The following is a 16,261-nucleotide window of genomic DNA, read 5'->3' on the forward strand; positions in this document are numbered from 1 at the left end:
ACTCCGGCCGGGAGTATGGGTCCCGGCCTGCGCCGGGACGACGCGGTCCCAAACACGTTTGCATTCCGGGGACCGCCCGCCGTATGGTGCCGCCAAATTCAAAGGCGGAGCGGACGTGGCAGCAGTTTCAATGCGGATCGGCACGCGCAAAAGCGCGATGGCGCTGGCGCAGACCGAGGAAATCGCGCGCCGGTTGTCCGCAGCCAGCCCGGATATCGACGTCGAAATCGTCAAGTTTGAAACCAAGGGCGATCAGGACCAGGTCGGCCTGCTGCTGCCGCACGGCGGCAAGGGCGGCGCGTTCGTTGCGGAAATCCGCGCAGCGGTGATCGCGGGTGACCTGCACGCGGCGATGCATTCGCTGAAAGACATGCCGGGTAACGAGGACACGCCGGGTCTGGTGATCGGGGCGACGCTGTCGCGCGATCCGCCGACCGATGCGCTGGTGCTGCGCGCGGGTGTGACGCTCGACGATCTGAAGCGTAGCAAGGGCAGGGGCTTCAAGATCGGGACCAATGCCGTGCGCCGCGCGGCCTATGTGCGGCGGCTGTTTCCCGAGATCGAGGTGATTCACTTTCGCGGCGCGGCCGATACCCGGGTGCGCAAGCTCGACAATCGCGAGATGCAGCGGCTGGCTGGCGGCGGCGAGGTCGGGCCTGCGGATGCGCTGATCATGGCGCGCTCGGGCCTGGAGCGCGTGGGGCTTGCGGGCCGCATCGCCCATGAATTCAGCCCGCGCGAGATGCTGCCTGCAGCGGGGCAGGGCATCGTCGCGGTGGAATGCGCCGCCAGCGACTGGCAGACGCGGCGCTATTTGGCGCTGATCGACGATCCTGCCGCGCATCTTTGCGCCGACGCCGAACGCGAGGTGCTGTGGGTGCTCAACGGCCACTGCAATTCGCCGATCGCGGGATTTTCCAGCATCGAGGGCCGGCAGATGACGCTGTCCGCGTCGGTGCTCGATCTGGAGGGCGATCAGTTGCTAGAGGCGACGCGCACCGGCCCCGCTGACAAGCCGCGCGAGCTGGGCCGCACCGTGGCGTTCGATCTGTTGGCGAAGGGCGCTGCGGCGATCATCGAGCGGTCGCGGCCGGATTAGGCCAGCCGCGCGCCGAGACTGGATTTCGCTTCCCGACTCATTGGTAGGTTGCCGCACTGTCTTCCTGTCGGTTGTTGGGGCATGATCCTGCGGCCGGGCAGGGTCGCCTTCGGAAGAGTTCCCCAATGGGTTTGGATTTCAGATGAGATCAGGCGGGTCGGCGGTGAAGCGGCTACAGGCCCGGATCAGGAATCTCTATGACGGCGAGTCCGTCACTGCGCACCAGTTCCGATACGGTTTGCTTGTCATCGATATTGTTTCAATTGCTTTCATCGTGGCGACATCGTTCATCCAGAGCAATGTCTGGATTGAATCGGTCGACGTCGTTTTCGGTCTTGTCTTTCTCACCGAATTTCTGGCGCGGATGCTCATTGTCAGGAAGCCGCTGCGCGAACTCCTGCACCCGGTGACATGGACGGATATCGCAAGCATCATTTCGTTTCTCGCCCCGCTGGCCGGTGAACCGGCTGCTTTCCTGCGCATCTTGCGCACGCTGCGTCTGCTGCGCAGCTATCGGCTGCTTTCGCGGCTGCGCGCCGATCTTCCTTATTTCCGGGCACATGAAGAGCTGATCATCGCAGCCGCCAATATCCTGGTGTTTCTGTTCGTGGTCACCGGATTTATCTATGTCACCCAGCACGGCCAAAATCCCGCCATCGCGAACTATGCGGATGCGCTCTATTTTGCCGTCACGGCGCTGACCACGACGGGATTTGGCGACATCACGCTGCCCGGCACGGCCGGGCGGCTGATCTCGGTCGTCATCATGATATTCGGAGTGACCCTGTTTCTCGGTCTGGTTCGGGCGATGCTGCGGCCGCCGAAAGTCCGGTTCCAGTGTCCGACATGCGGCCTGCTGCGTCACGATCCCGACGCGGTGCATTGCAAGGCTTGCGGCGAACTGCTGAATATCCCGAACGAGTGATTGGACTCTGGCTTGCCTAGTGGCCCCGCACACGCCTCAGCATCTGCTCGACATGCGCGATCGGCGTTTCCGGCTGGACGCCGTGGCCGAGATTGAAGATGAATCGTCCGGCGGCATAATTCGCCAGCACGTCATCCACGGCGCGGTCGAGCGCCGCGCCGCCCGCAATGAGAGCGAGCGGATCGAGATTGCCCTGTACCGCGACGCGGTTCTGCACGCGGTCGCGGATCAGTGACGGCTCGGCGGCCCAGTCGATGCTGACGCCATCGATGCCCGTGCGCTCGACATAGAGCGGCAGTTGCGCGCCCGCGCCACGCGGAAAGCCGATGATCTTCGCGTCCGGCACTTTCGCGCGGACGCCTTCGACAATGCGGCGGGTTGGTTCGATCGACCAGCGCTGGAATTCGCGCGGCGGCAGGATGCCGGCCCAGGTGTCGAAGATCTGCAGGACATTCGCCCCGGCTTTGAGCTGTCCGAGCAGATACTGGATCGAGTTCTCCACCAGCACGTCAATGATTTTCGAGAATGCATCGGGCTCGCGATAGGCGAGCAGGCGCGCGGGGGCCTGATCGGGTGTGCCTTGCCCGGCCACCATGTAGGTCGCCACCGTCCACGGCGCGCCGCAGAAACCGATCAGTGTGACCTTCGGATCGAGCGCGCTGCGGACGCGGCGCAGCGCCTCATAGACCGGTTCGAGTTTTGAAAAGTCGGCGGTCGCCGCCAGCGTCCCGATCTTCTCCGGCGTGTCGAGCGGATCGAGGCGAGGCCCTTCGCCAACCTCGAAGCGCACGCTGCGTCCCAGCGCATGCGGCACCACCAGAATGTCGGAGAAGATGATCGCCGCATCGAAGCCGAAGCGCCGGATCGGCTGCAATGTTACCTCGGCCGCCCATTCGGGATTGAAGCAGAGATCGAGAAAACCGCCGGCCTTGGCGCGCAATTCGCGATATTCGGGCAGATAGCGCCCGGCCTGCCGCATCATCCACACCGGCGGCACCGGCTGGCGATTTCCGCACAGAACTTCAAGAAACGGTTTAGCGGGCTGGGGCTGGCTCAAGCGAAATTCCCTTGTCGGGCAATGGAGTTATCGCCGCTCTGATACACGCTGGATCGGGCTTTGGCCACCGGTTGACGTTCTGATTCAGCCTGATACGTTCCGTTTCAGAACTAACCGCATGGCAGCCTTGTTGCGCCAAACCATTGCCGGTCTTCGACGGCCTGCGGTAACGATGGACGCAACTTCGAACCACGCGGCAGTGAACAAGCTTCGGATTCAGGACACAGGAGAGGGAATACATGAAAACGGCGATCACGGAACTGTTCGGCATCCAGCATCCGATCATCCAGGGCGGCATGCACTACGTCGGCTTCGCGGAGCTTGCGGCGGCGGTCTCGAACGCGGGCGGTCTCGGCATTATCACGGGTCTTACCCAGAAGACACCCGAACTGCTGGCGAAGGAAATCGCCAAGTGCAAGGACATGACCGACAAGCCGTTCGGCGTGAACCTGACCTTCCTGCCGACTTTCTCCGCGCCTCCGTATCCCGAATATATCGCCGCCATCAAGGAAGCAGGCATCAAGGCGGTCGAGACCGCCGGCCGCAGCCCCGAACAGTACATGCCCGCGCTGAAGGCCGCCGGCATCAAGGTGATCCACAAGTGCACCTCGGTCCGTCACTCGCTGAAGGCCGAGGCGATCGGTTGCGACGCGGTCAGCGTCGACGGCTTCGAATGCGGCGGTCATCCCGGCGAAGACGACATGCCGAACATGATCCTCTTGCCCCGCGCGGAAGAGGAGTTGAAGATTCCGTTCGTGGCCTCGGGCGGCATGGCGGACGCGCGCAGTCTGGTCGCCGCGATGGCGATGGGCGCGCAGGGCATGAACATGGGCACGCGCTTCATCGCCACCAAGGAAGCGCCGGTGCATGACAACGTGAAGCGCGCGCTGCTCAACGCGACAGAGTTCGACACCCGGCTGGTGATGCGCAACCTGCGCAACACCGAGCGCGTCCTGACCAACAAGGGCGTCGAAAAGCTGATCGAGATCGAGAACGAAAAGGGCAAGAGCATCAAGATCGAGGACATTCTCGAGGAAGTCGCAGGCGTCTATCCGAAGGTCATGATCGACGGCAACATGGACGCCGGCGCGTGGAGCTGCGGCATGGTGGTCGGCCTGATCAACGACATTCCGACCTGCAAGGAACTGATCGATCGCATCATGGCGGACGCCGAGTTCATCATCCGCAAGCGTCTGACGGGATTCCTCGACGGCACCTATGCGGTGTCCGAGCCACGCAAGAAGGTGGCGTGAGGCAAATTTCCTCGCGTCGTTCTTTCTTGTTGTTGGATTGCTGATCTCTCCACGTCATGCCCGGCATTGTGCCGGGCATTTGCGTTTCAATGGTCGTCCCGGCCCAGGCCGGGACGACGAGTAGAGAGATAGCGACTCGTCATTGCGAGGAGCACTTGCGACGAAGCAATCCATTCTTCGGGCTTGATGCTCTGGACGGCTTCGCTTCACGCGCAATGACGGGCTAAGTCAGCCCATACGCCTCGCGCATTTCATCAATGGCGTCGAGCTTGGCGTGGAACACCGACCAGTCGTCGTGCTCAGTGATCGGTTTCCAGATCGCCTCGACCTCCTCGATCAGCATCGAACAGGCCTCGGTCCGCTTGAAGAAAGCGTGACCAAGATTCACGCCCTCGCGCGGTGAAAAATCCTTGAGCGCTTCGCGGACCGGACCAAATTCGTCGGCGGTATAAAAATCCTTCGACGGGCTCCGCAACGCGCGGTCCGCGCTGGACAGTCCGCCGAACCAGTCGAAGAACGTCTGCTCGAACGGCGCCTTGGTGGTCGCCAGGAAAATCCAGAGCGCGCGCGCGAGGTTTGAATCGCGTTGCGGATCCAGAGATGCGACGCCGAGCCGCTTCGGCAGCGCCGCGGTGAATGCCTGCCGCAGCGCTGGCTCGAATGCGCCGAGCGCCGTTTCGAGACTGGGCTGGTCGGCGAGGGACAGCAGGCATTCCGCAAGCCGCGTCACATTCCAGAATAGTGCATCGGGCTGGCGGCCGAATGCATAGAGGCCGGTCTCGTCGAAATAGGCGGCGGTAAATTCCTGATCGAGCACCGGCAGGAAGCGCCACGGGCCGTAATCGAAACTCTCGCCGGTGACGTTGATATTGTCGGTGTTGAGAACGCCATGGACGAATCCCGCCGTCATCCATTGCGCGCCGACCCGCGCGACGCGGCGGCAGACTTCCTCCAGAAATGCGACGGCGCGCGCCGATGGCTCGTCGCGCCAGACGTCGGGCATGTAGGTCTGGATGGTGTAGTCGAGCAGCTTTGCGATGTTTTCGTTGCTGCGGTGAAACGCCTGGCGCTGGAAGGTGCCGATCCGGATATGCGAGTGGCTGAGCCGCACCAGCACCGAGGAGCGCGTGGGCGAGGGCTCGTCGCCGCGGACCAGCGCTTCGCCGGTCTCGATCAGGCTGAATGATTTCGAGGTGTCGACGCCGAGCGCTTCCAGCATCGACGTCGCCAGCACCTCGCGCACGCCGCCTTTCAGTGTCAGCCGCCCGTCGGCGGTGCGCGACCACGGCGTCTTGCCGCTGCCCTTGGTGGCGAGATCGAGGAGGCGGTCCCTGTCGTCGCGCAACTGCGCGAACAGGAAGCCACGTCCGTCGCCGAGTTCGGGATTGTAGGTGCGGAACTGGTGGCCGTGGTAGCGCAGCGCCAGCGGCTTTTCGAAACTTTCCGCCAACGGCTGGAAGCGGCCGAAATAGGAAATCCATTCCTCGTCGGTCAGCGCGTCGAGGCCGACGGTTTTCGCCGCGCGCTGGTTGCGGTAGCGCAGGATATGGTCCGGAAATGTCGCCGCCGCGACGACATCGTAGAATTCCGGGCCGAGGGCTGCATGGCTGGTGGAGGCGCGGTACTGCGGGGAGAGGGGCATCAGGAATCCGGGTGGTGCTCAGAACGGCAGATGGCCGGTCTTGAAATAGGTCATGGCGAGAAAGCCGATCACCAGTCCAACGATGACACCAAGCGCGACTTTCATGAAACGAACCTTTCGTTGCGAATGCTGACCCCGGCGTTCGTTAGTGAATCTCGGCGGACTTGGCCAGCGCCTCTTTCAGCTTCTGGACGGTGAACGACGGACTTCGTGCAATGGCCAGAATCGGTTCCTCGCGCCGTCCGCACAGTTCGGCGGCGTCGGGAAGTTTGGCCGCGACATTGGCCGGAATCACGACCGCGCCGTGGCGATCGGCGTGAATGAGATCGTCCGAACTGACAGTCATGCCGGCGACACAGACGGTTTCGCCGAAGCCCGCGAGATGGACGTGGGCGTGCGACGGCCCGATGCTGCCGGCCAGCGCCTGGAATCCCGGCGCCCATGCCGGAATGTCGCGGATCGAGCCGTCGGTGACTACGCCGAGACAGCCGAGCGCCTTGTGGACCGAGCTGTTTACTTCGCCCCAGAATGCGCCGAAGCCGATGTTCGCGCCGTCGAGGTCCTGAATGATGCTGATGCGCGGGCCGTGCCCCGTGCCGCAATATTCGTAATAGGCGGAGCGCTGGGCGCGGGCATCGGCGGGGGAGAGTTTTGACGCCGACGTGGCGCGGATTGTTGCGGTGCGGGCATAGCCGACCATGGGCGGCAGGTCGGGAAACGGGCAGACCAGCGGCTTTGTCGTGAAGCCGACAAGGCGGCGCTCGGGCGCGACCAGCTCCATCGCATTGCAGATCGTCGGCGTATCGTAGCGGGCCAAAGCCTCGAGCAGCGATGCGGTATGGGGAGCGGGCTGGGTCACGGGTTGAACTCCTGTTTGTTTTGTTATGCGGCCCGAACCTGATGGACGGCGGAGCGAGTTTGCCCGCGCAAAGGCGCGGCGGCAAGTGCGGGGCCTGCCTGTCGCGCTTGCGGGAAGAGGTGAAACAAGGTGATGATAGGCGGCTTGCGTCTCGCGGCGGAATGAAAACCAATAAAACATCAGGGAATGAAATGGCCACCAACAAGAAAAAACTTCTGATCGTGGAGACCTTGTCACCGGGCGGCTGGGCGCTTTTGCGGGAGCGGGAGGATATCGAGGCGATCGAGTTTCCCAACACGATCTCCGCGGCGGACTTCAACGCCATGCTGCGCGAACACGCGCCGGTGAACGGTGTGGCGCTGGGCGCGACCGGCTTCGGTGCAAATGAAATCGTGTCTTCCGGTGAGATGAGGGTGGTGACACGCATCGGCGTCGGCTACGACGCTGTCGATGTGACGGCGCTCAGCGCCAACAAGATTCCCCTGATGACCACGGGCATCGCGAATTCGCCGTCGGTTGCCGAATGCGCGCTGTTCATGATGCTGGCGCTGGCCAAACGCGCTGCTGAACTGGACAAGCTGGTAAAGAGCGGCAACTGGACCAAGCGGCTCGGCGCGATCCCCTATGATCTGCTCGGGCGCACCGCGCTGGTGGTCGGTTTCGGGCGGATCGGCTCGCGCCTCGTGAAGCGGCTGGTGGCGATGGAAATGAACGTGCTGGTCTACGATCCGTTCAAGAGCGCAGCGGAAGTCGAAAAGGCGGGGGCGGAATACGTCGCCGATCTCAATACGGCGCTGCCGCGCGCGGATTTCGTCTCGATCCACTGTCCGAAATCACCTGAAACGATCAACATGTTCAGCACGGCGCAACTGCAGCTGATGAAGCCGACGGCCTATCTCATCAACACGGCGCGCGGCGGCATCGTCGACGAGACGGCGCTTTATGCGGCACTCACGTCCGGCAAGATCGCGGGCGCGGGGATCGACGTGTTCGCGCAGGAGCCGCCAAAGCCCGACAATGCGCTGCTGACGCTGGACAATGTCATCACCGCGCCGCATGTCGCCGGCGTGACCCGCGAGGCACTCGACCGCATGAGCCTGCAGACCGCAAAGAACATTCTCAGCGCGCTCGATGGTGCGCCGATCCGCGAGAACGTCATCAATCAGGATGTGCTGAACTAACGATATGCCCCTGCAAAACCGCGTGTCGCCGTTCGGTGAGATCGTTGCGACGGAGTACCGCGGCCGCTTCACCGGCAACCGCGGCATCATCCACGATCCGGCAACGAAGACACTGCTGAACCGGCGCTGGTCCTCGAAAGCATGGATCACCTGCGTCTGCGAATTTCGCGGACGCAGGCGCAAGGTGATGGGCGGGCGAAGCTGGACCGAACTGTTCTTTCTGGATGAGGCGACGTCTTTCGCGGCGGGGCATCGGCCGTGCTTCTATTGTTGCCGCACCGACGCGGAAGCATTTCGCTCCGCGTGGGCGAAAGGCAACCGGCGCGCGAAACCCTCGGCACCGGAGATGGATGCGGTGCTGCACAGCGAGCGGCTTGATGGCCGCGTGAAGCGGTTGCATGTGCTGCGGATACCCGCCTTGACGTTGCCGGATGGCGCGATGGTCGCGTCGGGCGGAGAAAGCTATCTCATGGCGAAGGGTGAGGCGTGGCTGTGGTCGTTCGCGGGCTACGCGCGCGCGTCCGTTGATCTCTCCGATGCAAAACTCCTGACGCCGCCGTCGATCGTCAATGCGCTACGCGAAGGCTTTCCGGTGCAGATTGACGGGAGCGCGGCCTAAACTGCCTTCGCAATCCGGTGAATGCGCCCCGCAACAGCGCGGACATTGCGCGGCGCGGCGAGCCATATTGCGACGGCCGATAGCGCGCTGACCGCAATGCCGATGATGAAGGCCAGGGTATAGTCGCCGTAGATGTCGTGCAGGATGCCAGTGACCCACGGACCCGCCGCGCCGCCGCCCAAGGCGGCGAAGCCGATGGTGCCGAAGATCGTGCCGAAATGCCTGCCCTGGAAAATTTCCGCGACCACCGCGCCCATGATCGAGGTGAAACCGTAGCCGAAAAATCCCTGCACCACGACCATCACGTAAACCAGCAGCAGTGTCGGTGTGTACTGAAGCGCGATCAGCGCCGCGAAGCAGATCGCGAATCCCAGCGATGAAATGGTCCAGATCCATTCGCGCCCGATCCGGTCGGACAGATAGCCCAGCGCGATCTGGCCCGGAATGCCGATCAGGCTGACCATGCCCAGCGCCCACGCAGCGGACGTGGAGGTAAATCCGATCTCCACCAGATATTTGGTCTGATGCACCTGCACCGCGTACCAGATGTAAAGTCCGCAGAAGTAACCGAGCGCGATCCACCAGAACCGCGCCGTGCGCAACGCGAGGCCGAGTGTCCAATCCACGGCGGCCCATGCCGGGTCCACCACGTTCGACGGCGGCGGAATCATTGCGGCCGTCGGGGCATCGTCGCCGTCCGGCTGCAGGCCGATGTCTGCGGGGTGTTTGCGCAGCAGGAGATTGAGCGGCACAAGCACAACGAGCACCAGAATGCCCATCGCCCAGCTCGCCGAGCGCCAGCCGGTGCGGTCGATCAGCAGCTGCACCCACGGCAGGATGACAATGGAGCCGATGCCGACGCCGGCAAAGGCGAGGCCGACCGCGAGGCCGCGCTTGCGCACGAACCAGTTCGGCAGGAACAGTGACTGGCCGGAATAGCCAAGGCAGATGCTGCCTGCGCCGACCAGGCAGCCGATAGTGGCGTAGAGATGCCACGGCTGTGTCGTCAGAGGCGCGAGCAGCAGGCCCGCCGCCATCAGCACCACGCCTAGTTCCATCACGGTGCGTGGCCCGGTGCGGTCCATCAGCTTGCCCATCAAGGGGCTGAGGAGCGCCGATACCAGAAACCCGAACGAGAACGCGCCGGCGGTGACGCCGCGATCCCAGCCGAACTCATCGATGATCGGCGCGAAGAACAGCGAGAACGAAGTGCGGGCGTTGACGCCGATGGCCATTGTTATGAAGGTGACGACGACAATGATCCAGCCGTAGTAGAAGGGCAGGCGGCGCATGTATGATTCCGGACGAGGAGCGAGGCGGGACAGCCGCAGGAGTATGGGTGCAGAAACGCCGCGCGTCATGACGCGCTGCAACGGACGCATCATGAGCGATTGACGGAGCCGATCAAATTACCTGAGAGGTAAGATGTCTTCTCATGCGCAATCGTCATCACCGGGCTTGACCCGGTGATCCATCATCTTCGCGTGGAGTTCTCGAAAGGAAGATGGATGGCCGGGTCATAGGCGAGCAAAAGCGACGCCGTTCTTCGAACGGCTATGCCCGGCCATGACACCATAGGACTTGTTTCAGCCCTAAGCCTCCGCCAGCCCCACCGCCCACAGCGCGAAGGCATAGGCGATGGCGATTTCATCCAGCCGGTTGAAGCGGCCTGACGCACCGCCGTGGCCCGCGCCCATGTTGGTGCGCAGCAGGACCGGACCGCCGCCGGTCATCACCGGACGCAGCCGTGCGATCCATTTTGCCGGCTCCCAATAGGTGACGCGCGGATCGGCGAGGCCGCCCATGGCGAGAATGGCGGGATATTCCTTCGCCGCCACGTTGTCGTAGGGCGAATAGGACAGAATCGTCTTGAAGTCGGTCGCGCTCTCGATCGGGTTGCCCCATTCCGGCCATTCCGGCGGCGTCAGCGGCAGGGTGTCGTCGAGCATGGTGTTGAGCACATCGACGAACGGCACTTCCGCGACGATGCCGGCAAATAATTCGCCCGAGCGGTTCGCCACCGCGCCCATCAGCATCCCGCCCGCACTGCCGCCGTGGCCGACGATCTTCTTCGCGGACGTATATTTTGCCTCGATCAGCGCGCGTGCCGAGGCCGCGAAATCGTCGAAGCTGTTGGTCTTCTTCTCGCGCTTGCCGTCGAGATACCAGCTCCAGCCCTTGTCGGAGCCGCCGCGGATATGGGCGATAGCATAGACAAAGCCGCGATCCACCAGCGACAGCCGGTTGGCGGAGAACGACGCGGGCATCGCATGGCCGTAGGAGCCGTAGCCATACAGCAGCAGCGGCGCGCCGCCGTCGCGCTTCAAGTCCTTGCGATGCAGGATTGACACCGGAACCTGCGCGCCGTCATGGGACGTCGCGATGATGCGGGTGGTGACGTAGTCGGCGGGGTTGTGGCCGGACGGGATTTCCTGCCGCTTGCGCAAGGTTCGCGTGCGGCTGACCATGTCGTAGTCGTATACTTCCGATGGCGTGGTCATGGAGGAATACGAAAAACGAATCTGCGTGGTGTCGAATTCGTAGCCGCCAATAGTGCCGAGCGAATAAGCGGCCTCGTCGAAGGCGATGGCGTGTTCCTGCAACGTTGCCAGATCGCGGATCACGATGGAGGGCAGGGCGTTGGCGCGCTCCAGCCGCACCAGATGGCCGGAATAGAGTTCGATGTCGATGATGTAGATGCCGGGACGATGCGGGATGAGATCGCGCCAGTTTTTGCGCGCGGGCGAGGCCAGCGGCGCGGTGACGATCTTGAAGTCGATGGCGTCGTCGGCGTTGGTGAGAATAAAAAGCTGGTCGCCGCGATCGGCAAGCGAATACTGCACGCCGTCTTCACGCTTGGCGACGAGGCGCGGCTGGGCATCGGGATCGTGCAGGTCGATCAGCCGCTGTTCGGAGGTCTCGTGGTCACCGCCGGCGATGACGCAGAAGCGTCCGCTGGCGCTCTCGTGGATATGGGTGAACCAGCCGGAATCTTTTTCTTCGTAGACCAAAGTGTCGTCGGACTGCGGCGTGCCGAGCGTGTGGCGATAGACCTGCATTGGCCGGTGGTTGTCGTCGAGCTTGACGTAAAAGAACGATTTGGAATCCGCCGACCAGACAATGCCGCCGTCGGTTTCCTCGACAACGTCGGCGCTGTCCGTGCCGGTTTCCCAGTCGCGGACGCGGATGGTGAAGTATTCCGAGCCGCGCACGTCCGCGCTCCACGCCTCAAGCTTGTGATCGGGCGAATGCCGCGCGCCGCCGAATTTGAAATACTCGCTCTGTTTTGCGACCTCGTCGCCGTCGATGATGAAGCGCGCCTGTCCAGACGTATTATCGAGGTCTTGACGCGGCAGCCGGCCGATCTGCTCGTGCTGCCCGCCTTCGCGGTATTTATGAAAGTATGCGAACGGCCCGTCAGGCGAAGGAACGCTGGAATCGTCTTCCTTGATGCGACCGCGCATTTCCGCGATCAGCTTTTTCTGCAACGGCGCGGTGTGGCCCAGCACGGCATCGGCATAGGCGTTCTCGGCCTCGAGATAGGCGCGGATGTTCGGCTTGAGCACTGACGGATCGCGCAGCACCTCCTGCCAGTTGTCGTCCTTCAGCCAGGCGTAGTCGTCGGTCACGGTGATGCCGTGACGGGTGAATGTGTGCGGATGGCGTTCTGCGACGGGGGGAACGGGGAGTTTGGGAGACATGCGAAGCGGGCTTTCAAGCGAAGGAAAAAATCGTTCGGGTCGTCCCGGCGCAGGCCGGGACCCATACTCCCTGTCGCGTAATATTATGCGGGATGTATGACGTGTCTTATCGAAAGGCCAGGGGTTATGGGTCCCGGCCTGCGCCGGGACGATGCTAAAAGTTGCACCTCGGTATGATGAATTCTAGCCGCCTGCCTTTGCCTCCGACGCAACGCCGGCTAGCACCAGAACCGTATGCAGCAGCACGTTGGCGCCGGCCGTGCAGTCGGCCTGCGTCGCGTCTTCCAGTTCGTTGTGGCTGATGCCGTCCTTGCACGGCACGAAGATCATCGCGGCGGGCATCACGGTGGCGAGATTACAGGCATCATGACCCGCTCCGGAGGTGATGCGGCGGTTCGAATAGCCCAGCTCCTGTGTCGCGTTTGCCACCGCGTCGACCAGCCTTTTGTCGAACACGGTCGGCTCCTTGCGCCAGATCTTTTCGAGATTGATCGTCACCCTGCGTCGTGCAGCGATTTCCGCGACCGCTTTCTGCAAGCTGTCATGCAGCGCATCGAGCGTCGCCGAGTCCGGGCTGCGGAATTCCGCTGAAAACGCGAGGTCACCGGGAATGACGTTGCGCGACGGGTTGTCGATCTTCACTTCGCCGATGGTGCCGACCGCGTGCGGCCCGTGATCGCGCGCAAGTTTCTCCACCGCGAGCACGACTTCGGAGAATGCGGCCAGCGCGTCCTTGCGCAAAGGCATCGGCGTGGTGCCGGCGTGGCTGGCAAAGCCTGAAATCGTGCCGTCGTACCAGATGATGCCCTGGCCGCGATCCACCACGCCGATTGTCTTGTTCTCGGCCTCGAGTAGCGGTCCCTGTTCGATGTGCAGTTCGACGAAGGCGCTGAATCTCTGTTTCCCCACAGCATCCGCGCCGCGATAGCCGATGGTGTCGAGCGCCTCGGCGACGGTGATGCCGTCGGCGTCCTTGCGTGAAAGAATATCCTCGGTGGTATATTCGCCCGAATAGGCGGCGGACGCCATCATGGCCGGCGCGTAGCGCGAGCCTTCCTCGTTGGTCCAGTTGCAGACGCAGATCGGCGCTTCGGTTTCGATGCCGGCGTCGTTCATGGCGCGGACCACTTCGAGCGCGGCCAGCGTGCCGAGAATGCCGTCGAACTTGCCGCCGGTGGGCTGGGTGTCGAGGTGCGAGCCGATGCCGATCGGCGGCTTCGACATGTCGCGGCCGGGCCGGATCGCGAACATGGTGCCCAGCGCATCAACGCGGACCTCGCAGCCCGCTTTCTCGCATGCGGCGCGGAACCAGTCGCGCACCTGCTTGTCTTCCGGCCCGAGGGTGAGCCGCTTCACGCCGCCCTTGGGCGTGCCGCCGAATTTCGCGGTTTCGTGGATGTCGCCCCAGAGGCGCGCGGAATCGATCTGAAGATTGGACTTGGTTTTTGTCATGATTAGTCGATAGCGCAGGTTGAGGGCGCGTGCATTACCTGAGTTGTTCTTTATTTGGGCATGACCTATTCCGAAAACCGGTCCGATTTTTCGGGGGCCCATCAGGTGTGCCGGTGGACGTGCTTTTTGCGCGCGGCTGATGGCTTGGCACCGGCCTCGGTCGGGATCATGACCACGCGGCCGTAGCGGACGCCGCGCTCGGCGATGACGTGCTCGGCGAGATGTTTCACGTCCGCTGCGCTGCCCTTCAGCGCCGTGATTTCCATGCAGTTGTCATTGTCGAGATGCACATGCAGCGTCGCCAGCGACAGATCGTGATGATCGTGGAAATTGTTGACCAGCCGGTTGGAGAGATCGCGCGCGGCGTGATCGTAGACATAGACCAGCGCCGCCACGCAGTCGCCGTTCTTGCCGGTGTCCTGCGCCGCCTGCTGCATCCCGGCGCGGGCGAAATCGCGGATTGCCTCGGAGCGGTTCTGGTAGCCGTGCTCGACGATCATGCGATCCAGTTCGGCCATGAGTTCGTCGTCGAGGGTGATGGTGACGCGCTGCATTGATTGGCTCCCTACCGGCGGACGCCGGGCCATGGTGGGTGCGCGACCATACCCGATCCGCAGTTACAGTGCGCCTGATTTCGCAGGGCGAACCCAGGAGCGATTCTCAGGCGGGATTTCTTGAGACCTAATGACGCATCGGCCTGATGCGCCGCAATAACAGGCATCTGCGCCGGTCTGATTGCTTTTCTTTCTCGAAAATTTCGGGGATCATCGCCGCACAAAACAACGACAGGTTCGGATGCAATCACGAGCCGCGGAGGGAGAACGTCCAATGAACTATCTTGCAGGCTTGAAAACTATAATGACCGCGGCCGCCGTTGCTGCATCGTGCAGCATGGCGGCGGCCCAGGATTATCCCACCAAACCGATCACGCTGATCGTGCCATGGCCGGCCGGCGGCTCGACCGACATTTCGATGCGGGCGATCGCGGACAGCGCGTCGAAGATTCTCGGCCAGCCTGTTGTCGTGGACAACAAGGCGGGCGGCGGCGGCACGGTCGGCCCGGCCACCATGGCGGCAGCGGCCAAGCCGGACGGTTACACGATCTCGCAGATTCCGATCACGGTGTTCCGTTTGCCGCTAATGCAGCAGGTGTCGTGGGACGCCTCGAAGGACTTCACCTACATCGTGCATCTCACCGGCTACACCTTCGGCGTGACCACCAACGCGGAGTCGCAGTTCAAGACCTGGAAGGACGTGGTGGATTTCGCCAAGGCTAATCCGGGCAAGGTAACTTATGCGACGCCGGGCGCGGGGACTTCGCTCCATATCGGCATGGAGCAGATTGCGGCCAAGGCCGGGATCAAGCTGACCCAGGTGCCGTTCAAGGGCGGGGCCGAGACCAACGCCGCCGTGCTCGGCAATCACACCATGTTGCAGGCGGATTCCACCGGATGGCGGCCGCTGGTCGATGCCGGCAAGCTGCGCCTCTTGATGGTGTGGACCGACAAGCGTTCGCCGAATTTCCCCGACGCGCCGACCCTCAAGGAACTGGGCTATTCGATGGTCTACGATTCGCCGTTCGGCATCGCTGGCCCCAAGGGCATGGACCCGAAGATCGTCGCCAAGCTGCACGACGCGTTCAAGAAGGCGATCGAGGATCCCGCGGTGATCGCTACGCTGGCGAAGTTCGACATGGTGGCGAACTACAAGAACACCGAGGACTACGTGAAGTTCGTCGCCGAAGTCACCGAATCCGAACGCAAGGTGATCGACTCGCTCGGGCTTACAAAGAAGACCAACTGAATATAGACCCGCGTGATGCCCTCGAAGACGGCGTCAGCCTGAGGTGCGAAGCCGCACATGCGGCGAGCCTCGAAGGATGAACGCCTGGTTTATATCCCGCCGTCGCCCTTCGAGGGCTGCGCTTCGCTCCGCCACCTCAGGGTGACGGCTGGATCGACGTAAGCGGCATGAGAACGTAGTCCATGAACAATGATGTCAGAGCGAAACTCGCGCTGAACAATTCCGAACTATGGGGCGGGCTGGTTGGCCTCGCGCTCGGCATCTTCGTGATCTGGGCCGGCCTCAAGCTCAGGATCGGCAGCATCAACGATCCGGGCTCCGGTTTCGTGCTGTTCTACACCGGCATCCTGATGTGCGTGTTTGCGATCACGATCATCACTGCGGCCATCACGGAAGGTGGTCCCAGCGTCGCGTCATTATGGGCCGGAACGCGCTGGACCAAGCCGCTGGTGGTGGTTGTCTGCCTGGCGGCTTTCGCTTTCCTGTTCGAGCCGCTGGGTTTCCTGCTGTCGTCGATCCCGTTGTTGCTCCTGCTGTTGCGGGTGATCGATCCGGTGCGCTGGACGCTGGCGGTGCCGCTCGCGGTGCTGGTGCCGCTCGGCGTCTGGTTCGTGCTGAAGCGCGCGCTCCTCATTCAGTTGCCTTCAGGCATCTTCGGTATCGGGTAAGC

14 protein-coding genes are annotated in these 16,261 nt (G+C 62.9%); 7 read left to right on the forward strand and 7 right to left on the reverse strand.

Going from position 1 to position 16,261, the window contains the following annotated elements; genetic code table 11:
* The first annotated feature begins 130 nt into the window (after nt 1-130).
* The gene (gene hemC / locus LVY71_RS08620) at nt 131-1,099 is read left to right on the forward strand and encodes a hydroxymethylbilane synthase (protein WP_235100062.1); all 969 of its coding nucleotides are present in this window, start codon (nt 131-133) and stop codon (nt 1,097-1,099) included.
* A 142-nt stretch (nt 1,100-1,241) separates the two neighbouring features.
* Nucleotides 1,242-2,024, forward strand: a complete 783-nt coding sequence (locus tag LVY71_RS08625; protein ID WP_235099381.1) for a potassium channel family protein — start codon at nt 1,242-1,244, stop codon at nt 2,022-2,024.
* A gap of 16 nt (nt 2,025-2,040) precedes the next feature.
* Here the strand turns inward: LVY71_RS08625 and hemE are convergent, their stop codons facing one another.
* A complete protein-coding gene (gene hemE, locus LVY71_RS08630) occupies nt 2,041-3,006 on the reverse strand; it encodes a uroporphyrinogen decarboxylase (protein ID WP_235100063.1) in 966 nt (321 codons plus the stop codon).
* A 314-nt stretch (nt 3,007-3,320) separates the two neighbouring features.
* Here hemE and LVY71_RS08635 point away from each other — a divergent pair, with 314 nt between their 5' ends.
* Nucleotides 3,321-4,334, forward strand: coding sequence for an NAD(P)H-dependent flavin oxidoreductase (locus tag LVY71_RS08635; protein WP_235099382.1), 1,014 nt, complete (start codon nt 3,321-3,323; stop codon nt 4,332-4,334).
* A gap of 223 nt (nt 4,335-4,557) precedes the next feature.
* Here LVY71_RS08635 and LVY71_RS08640 read toward each other — a convergent pair whose 3' ends face one another.
* Together LVY71_RS08640 and LVY71_RS08645 are read right to left on the reverse strand one after the other, a co-directional pair.
* Nucleotides 4,558-5,976 carry a protein adenylyltransferase SelO family protein gene (locus LVY71_RS08640; protein ID WP_235099383.1) on the reverse strand — a complete coding sequence of 473 codons (1,419 nt, stop codon included), beginning with the start codon at nt 5,974-5,976 and terminating at the stop codon, nt 4,558-4,560.
* 145 nt (nt 5,977-6,121) lie between these two features.
* The gene (locus tag LVY71_RS08645; protein WP_235099384.1) at nt 6,122-6,835 is read right to left on the reverse strand and encodes an RraA family protein; all 714 of its coding nucleotides are present in this window, start codon (nt 6,833-6,835) and stop codon (nt 6,122-6,124) included.
* A gap of 191 nt (nt 6,836-7,026) precedes the next feature.
* Here LVY71_RS08645 and LVY71_RS08650 point away from each other — a divergent pair, with 191 nt between their 5' ends.
* Nucleotides 7,027-8,016: a hydroxyacid dehydrogenase gene (locus LVY71_RS08650; RefSeq protein ID WP_235099385.1), complete on the forward strand. Its 990-nt coding sequence runs from the start codon at nt 7,027-7,029 to the stop codon at nt 8,014-8,016.
* Nucleotides 8,017-8,020: 4 nt separating this feature from the next.
* Nucleotides 8,021-8,635, forward strand: coding sequence for a hypothetical protein (locus LVY71_RS08655; protein ID WP_235099386.1), 615 nt, complete (start codon nt 8,021-8,023; stop codon nt 8,633-8,635).
* On the opposite strand, the gene LVY71_RS08660 is transcribed toward LVY71_RS08655, so the two are convergent.
* From LVY71_RS08660 to nikR, 4 genes are all read right to left on the reverse strand, one after another.
* Nucleotides 8,632-9,927: an MFS transporter gene (locus tag LVY71_RS08660; RefSeq protein WP_235099387.1), complete on the reverse strand. Its 1,296-nt coding sequence runs from the start codon at nt 9,925-9,927 to the stop codon at nt 8,632-8,634. The two genes, LVY71_RS08655 and LVY71_RS08660, sit on opposite strands and share 4 nt — an antisense overlap.
* A 300-nt stretch (nt 9,928-10,227) precedes the next feature.
* Entirely contained in the window at nt 10,228-12,336 is a 2,109-nt protein-coding gene (locus LVY71_RS08665) for a S9 family peptidase (RefSeq protein WP_235099388.1), read from the reverse strand.
* A gap of 183 nt (nt 12,337-12,519) precedes the next feature.
* Entirely contained in the window at nt 12,520-13,788 is a 1,269-nt protein-coding gene (locus LVY71_RS08670; RefSeq protein WP_235099389.1) for a Zn-dependent hydrolase, read from the reverse strand.
* Between the two features lie 101 nt (nt 13,789-13,889).
* Nucleotides 13,890-14,342, reverse strand: coding sequence for a nickel-responsive transcriptional regulator NikR (nikR, locus tag LVY71_RS08675; RefSeq protein ID WP_235099390.1), 453 nt, complete (start codon nt 14,340-14,342; stop codon nt 13,890-13,892).
* A 274-nt stretch (nt 14,343-14,616) separates the two neighbouring features.
* Between nikR and LVY71_RS08680 the strand changes: the two genes are divergently transcribed.
* Complete coding sequence (locus LVY71_RS08680; RefSeq protein ID WP_502797544.1) at nt 14,617-15,591, forward strand: Bug family tripartite tricarboxylate transporter substrate binding protein; 975 nt, start codon at nt 14,617-14,619, stop codon at nt 15,589-15,591.
* A 182-nt stretch (nt 15,592-15,773) separates the two neighbouring features.
* Nucleotides 15,774-16,259 carry a tripartite tricarboxylate transporter TctB family protein gene (locus tag LVY71_RS08685; RefSeq protein WP_235099392.1) on the forward strand — a complete coding sequence of 162 codons (486 nt, stop codon included), beginning with the start codon at nt 15,774-15,776 and terminating at the stop codon, nt 16,257-16,259.
* Nucleotides 16,260-16,261: the final 2 nt, after the last annotated feature.

The sequence above is a fragment of the Bradyrhizobium sp. G127 genome, assembly GCF_021502575.1.
GTDB lineage: Bacteria > Pseudomonadota > Alphaproteobacteria > Rhizobiales > Xanthobacteraceae > Afipia.

What these genes read in the sequence shown, in the direction of transcription:
- hemC (WP_235100062.1), top strand. Translation starts at nt 131, where the DNA reads ATGCGGATCGGCACGCGCAAAAGCGCGATGGCGCTGGCGCAGACCGAG.
- LVY71_RS08625 (WP_235099381.1), top strand. Translation starts at nt 1,242, where the DNA reads ATGAGATCAGGCGGGTCGGCGGTGAAGCGGCTACAGGCCCGGATCAGG.
- hemE (WP_235100063.1), bottom strand. Translation starts at nt 3,006, where the DNA reads ATGATGCGGCAGGCCGGGCGCTATCTGCCCGAATATCGCGAATTGCGC.
- LVY71_RS08635 (WP_235099382.1), top strand. Translation starts at nt 3,321, where the DNA reads ATGAAAACGGCGATCACGGAACTGTTCGGCATCCAGCATCCGATCATC.
- LVY71_RS08640 (WP_235099383.1), bottom strand. Translation starts at nt 5,976, where the DNA reads ATGCCCCTCTCCCCGCAGTACCGCGCCTCCACCAGCCATGCAGCCCTC.
- LVY71_RS08650 (WP_235099385.1), top strand. Translation starts at nt 7,027, where the DNA reads ATGGCCACCAACAAGAAAAAACTTCTGATCGTGGAGACCTTGTCACCG.
- LVY71_RS08655 (WP_235099386.1), top strand. Translation starts at nt 8,021, where the DNA reads ATGCCCCTGCAAAACCGCGTGTCGCCGTTCGGTGAGATCGTTGCGACG.
- LVY71_RS08660 (WP_235099387.1), bottom strand. Translation starts at nt 9,927, where the DNA reads ATGCGCCGCCTGCCCTTCTACTACGGCTGGATCATTGTCGTCGTCACC.
- LVY71_RS08665 (WP_235099388.1), bottom strand. Translation starts at nt 12,336, where the DNA reads ATGTCTCCCAAACTCCCCGTTCCCCCCGTCGCAGAACGCCATCCGCAC.
- LVY71_RS08670 (WP_235099389.1), bottom strand. Translation starts at nt 13,788, where the DNA reads ATGACAAAAACCAAGTCCAATCTTCAGATCGATTCCGCGCGCCTCTGG.
- nikR (WP_235099390.1), bottom strand. Translation starts at nt 14,342, where the DNA reads ATGCAGCGCGTCACCATCACCCTCGACGACGAACTCATGGCCGAACTG.
- LVY71_RS08680 (WP_502797544.1), top strand. Translation starts at nt 14,617, where the DNA reads ATGAACTATCTTGCAGGCTTGAAAACTATAATGACCGCGGCCGCCGTT.
- LVY71_RS08685 (WP_235099392.1), top strand. Translation starts at nt 15,774, where the DNA reads ATGAACAATGATGTCAGAGCGAAACTCGCGCTGAACAATTCCGAACTA.